The following is a 3,461-nucleotide window of genomic DNA, read 5'->3' as shown; positions in this document are numbered from 1 at the left end:
ATACTTGTGGGTAATGATGAGCTCTTTACAGGGGTAAGGGCGCAGTCAAATTCCTCCTAGAAAGATCACTGAAGACTATGAGAGAGAAGGGGCAGGCCGTATCTTTGCTCTATCCCTTTAGCAGAAGCTTCTACAGAAAGCTCGGATGGGAGTTTGACACGATGCTCAGGGCGAAGTTCCCTCCCGGGTCTATAGATCTTCCCGATCAGAAGGTCGAAGTGATGATCGAAGAGATGGAAGATGCCGACAGAGAAATTCGAGAGTTTTATAACGAGTACGCAAGCAATCATTACAGTATGATTTTGAGAGACGAAGAGATGTGGAAAAGCGATTTCGAGTTCCGAACCGATAACGATGTTTGCAAGAAATTCGTGAAGTTCAAGAGAGAAGGAAGAACTACAGGAATGCTTCGCTATGTCTTTCTCTACGATAACTTCGACAAGGACAGCGGACTTAAGTTTGTAGTCACGATCTTCCTTGCGGATGATGCCACAACGAAGCATGCAATGTTCCGTTTCCTAAAAGGTCTTTCTCTTCAGATCGATCAGATCCACGCCTTCCTTCCGCCTAATTTCCTTCTCTGGTCGTATCTAAAGGAAAGGCCATCCGAGATTAAGATAGTACCCAGGACTATGATCAGAATCATAGACATCCAGCTGCTCAACGGTCTGAGAATCGACGCTCCGGACATGCGGGTCGGAATCAAAATCGACGACAGCCAGGCATCATGGAACGACGGAGTTTTCGAACTATGTGTTGAGAGTGGAGAACTTAGCTTCTCACCGAGTGACTCTTTTGATCTTGAGTGTGATATCGCGACCTTGTCTTCGGTTGTTGGCGGGAGCACAGACTTCAAAGAGATGATAGAGTTCGGCAGGGTTAAGGTATCGGACGGCTACAAAGGTCAGGATCTTCCGAAGAGCTTGCCCTTCGCGCTTCAGCACTTCTAGCATTTTCTGGAGAGCAATGAATATGCCCCGGGTCGATTCGGGGCGTATATATTAGTCAGTGCTTTGTAGCTTTAAACCAGACCAAGTCCGCCGTCAGACATTATCACTTGGCCAGTTATCCAGTTCGATTCCTCTGAAGCGAGGAATACTATGAGTCCAGTATGGTCTTCGGGATGACCAATCCTTCCGGCCGGAGTCTTTTCCTCTATTCTTTTCAATACTTCAGGATGCTGAGAGTAGAAGGGAGAAGTAAATGGAACGGTCTCTGTTGGACCGGGTGCTACAACGTTTACCTGAATATTAGCCGAGGCTAGTTCGAGCGCCATTACCTTTGAAAGCGCAATAATCCCCGCTTTTGCGGCGCAATGGCCGGCGTGTTCCTTTTCAGGAAAGAGGCCTCCAACCGAGGCCAGATTGATAATCTTTCCACCGCCGTTTTTCGACATCATCTTCGCTACGGCCTGAGACAACATGAAGACTATCCTCACGTTGACATGCCACTGTCTGTCAATCTCTTCGATTGGGTGATCGACAAATGATGCCCTGTATATGTAGGCTGGGCAGTTAAGAAGAATGTCGACCTTCCATTTCCTTTCTTCCAGCAGATCTGTTATCTCATCTACATCTCTTTGATTGTCTATGTTTGCGCATATCGTCGAACAGAATCCCTTTCTCGATTCTTCAAGTTTCTTTTTCAAAGTTTCGAGCCGTTCCTCGTCTCTATCCAGTAGAATAACTTTCGCACCCTCGTTTACAAATGCATTTGCGGCGGAGCTCCCCACTCTGCCCGCTCCTAAGATAAGGGCCATCTTTCCAGCAAGTCTCTCGCTCATTGTTCGTTACCCCGCTCTGCTATCGGAGGAAGGGTGAAACTCCTTCCACGCTTTATTGAGATCTCTTTCCAGTTGTTGAATTTGCAAGCCGCTTCGCAGGCTGCTATTATAGCGTTTTCATTCGAAGGCGGAATCTCCGGTCTCTCACCTCGCGAAATATTGGATCCGGCAGTGCAAATGGCAGCGGCGTTGATCTTTAGAAGCGAAGAGAGTACATAGAGAGTCGCCGCTTCCATGTCGAGCTGTAAAGCGCCGGCCGCAATCCATTCTTCAAGCTTTCCGTAGATAGATGACGGGAAGTCTTTTCTCAAGAGATCGGGCTTCGTAGCATAGAAGGAATCGAGCGACAGGCCGATTCCCACATGATAGACCACACCGGCTTCTTCACAGGCTGAGATCAACGCCGTAAGTAGCCGATAATCGGCTACGGCGGGGAAGTTCTCCGGAATGAAGAGATTTGCTGTTCCCGAGTATCTTATGCAACTCGAAAGCACGATCACGTCTCCCGGTTTCACATGATCCGCAAGCCCTCCTGAGGTTCCGACACGGATGATTGTGTCAACTCCCAGCCTGTTTAGTTCGACCACAGCGATCTCAGTCGAGGGGCCTCCGATTCCGCTCGAACATACAGTAAGCGGCAGGCCTTTATAGGTTCCGGTTATAGTTATGTAGCCTCTGTTGTTTCCTAGTTTCCTTCACATTGCTCAAACACTCTCCAATCTCGTAGACTCTTGCCGGATCACCGGGAAGAAGAGCTATCTCGGGAAGAGAGTCGCTAGAAATCTGCAAGTGGTTCTTCGCCTTCTTCGAGTTATTCATGAAATCATCCTTTCAATCCTGTTCCGCTTATCCCCCTTACGAAGTACTTCTGGAGGAAGAGGAAGAGAATTACCGGTGGAAGACTGCCAGCAATGGCCGAACTGAATAGGTTCGCCCAGCTTGTGTTTTCTGTTGATCTATGTGCGGCGATGGCTACCTGTACAACTTCGAATCTGCTTGAATGGGTTGCTACAAGAGGCCAGAACAGCGAGTTCCACTGGAACATGAAGACCATTACGATTACCGTGACTATGGCCGGAACGCTCAGAGGGAGAACTATCCTCCAGTAGATTCTGAACCAGGATGCGCCGTCTATTCTTGCCGCTTCCATGATCTCTGAAGGCACTTCAGAGAAGAACTGCCTGAAAAGAAATATCGCAAGGCCGTTGGCAACGCCTGGAAGAATAAGTGCCCAGTATGTGTTATCTATACGCAGTTGTTTAATGAGTATATATAGCGGTATGACAATGGACTCGAAAGGAACCATAAACGTGATCAGTACTATTGTAAAGACTGCAGCTTTACCCCTGAATTCAAACTTTGCCAGCGCAAAGCCTGCCATAGAGGCTACCAGGACCGTAAGAACTATGGTCGAGACCGAAACGAAAAGGCTATTCATAATGGCCCTGCCAAAGTTGAGGTTGACAAATATATGTACGAAATTCTCCAGTGTTGGTTCGGTGGGAATGAAACTCTTCCAGGTCAGGGGATTGGCGTACTCGTAGAGCGGACTGGCGGGCCTTAGAGCGGACGCAACGACCCAGATGAGTGGGATCAGAAAGAAAAGGCTTATAATGCCGAGAAAGGCAAAGAGAATCAGTGTCTTCCAAAGGTTTCGCTTCTTCATGATTCCACCTCA

Annotated in this window: 5 protein-coding genes and 1 pseudogene; 2 read left to right on the top strand and 4 right to left on the bottom strand. The window is 48.1% G+C overall.

The genetic code is table 11. The features are described from left to right. Positions 1-38: 38 nt before the first annotated feature. Together B3K42_RS11040 and B3K42_RS11035 are read left to right on the top strand one after the other, a co-directional pair. Positions 39-140: pseudogene (locus B3K42_RS11040) on the top strand (GNAT family N-acetyltransferase); the annotation flags it as partial. A 21-nt stretch (positions 141-161) separates the two neighbouring features. Continuing rightward, the gene (locus tag B3K42_RS11035) at positions 162-950 is read left to right on the top strand and encodes a sterol carrier protein domain-containing protein (RefSeq protein WP_309146839.1); all 789 of its coding nucleotides are present in this window, start codon (positions 162-164) and stop codon (positions 948-950) included. Between the two features lie 71 nt (positions 951-1,021). Here the strand turns inward: B3K42_RS11035 and B3K42_RS11030 are convergent, their stop codons facing one another. From B3K42_RS11030 to B3K42_RS11015, 4 genes are read right to left on the bottom strand one after another with little or no spacing between them, the layout of a single operon-like run. Next, positions 1,022-1,783 carry an SDR family NAD(P)-dependent oxidoreductase gene (locus B3K42_RS11030; RefSeq protein ID WP_110991328.1) on the bottom strand — a complete coding sequence of 254 codons (762 nt, stop codon included), beginning with the start codon at positions 1,781-1,783 and terminating at the stop codon, positions 1,022-1,024. Further along, positions 1,780-2,424: a nucleoside phosphorylase gene (locus B3K42_RS11025; protein WP_258367529.1), complete on the bottom strand. Its 645-nt coding sequence runs from the start codon at positions 2,422-2,424 to the stop codon at positions 1,780-1,782. Before B3K42_RS11025 ends, B3K42_RS11030 begins: the two co-directional genes overlap by 4 nt. A 4-nt stretch (positions 2,425-2,428) precedes the next feature. Then, on the bottom strand, positions 2,429-2,602 hold the full coding sequence (locus B3K42_RS11020) for a hypothetical protein (RefSeq protein WP_258367526.1): 174 nt from the start codon (positions 2,600-2,602) through the stop codon (positions 2,429-2,431). A gap of 4 nt (positions 2,603-2,606) precedes the next feature. Continuing rightward, a complete protein-coding gene (locus tag B3K42_RS11015; protein ID WP_110991327.1) occupies positions 2,607-3,449 on the bottom strand; it encodes a carbohydrate ABC transporter permease in 843 nt (280 codons plus the stop codon). Between the last annotated feature and the right edge of the window lie 12 nt (positions 3,450-3,461).

The organism is Mesotoga sp. UBA6090 (assembly GCF_002435945.1).
In the GTDB taxonomy this organism is placed as follows: Bacteria; Thermotogota; Thermotogae; order Petrotogales; family Kosmotogaceae; genus Mesotoga.
The sequence above is the reverse complement of the archived record's forward strand: the minus strand, read 5'-3'. Positions and strand labels throughout refer to the sequence as shown.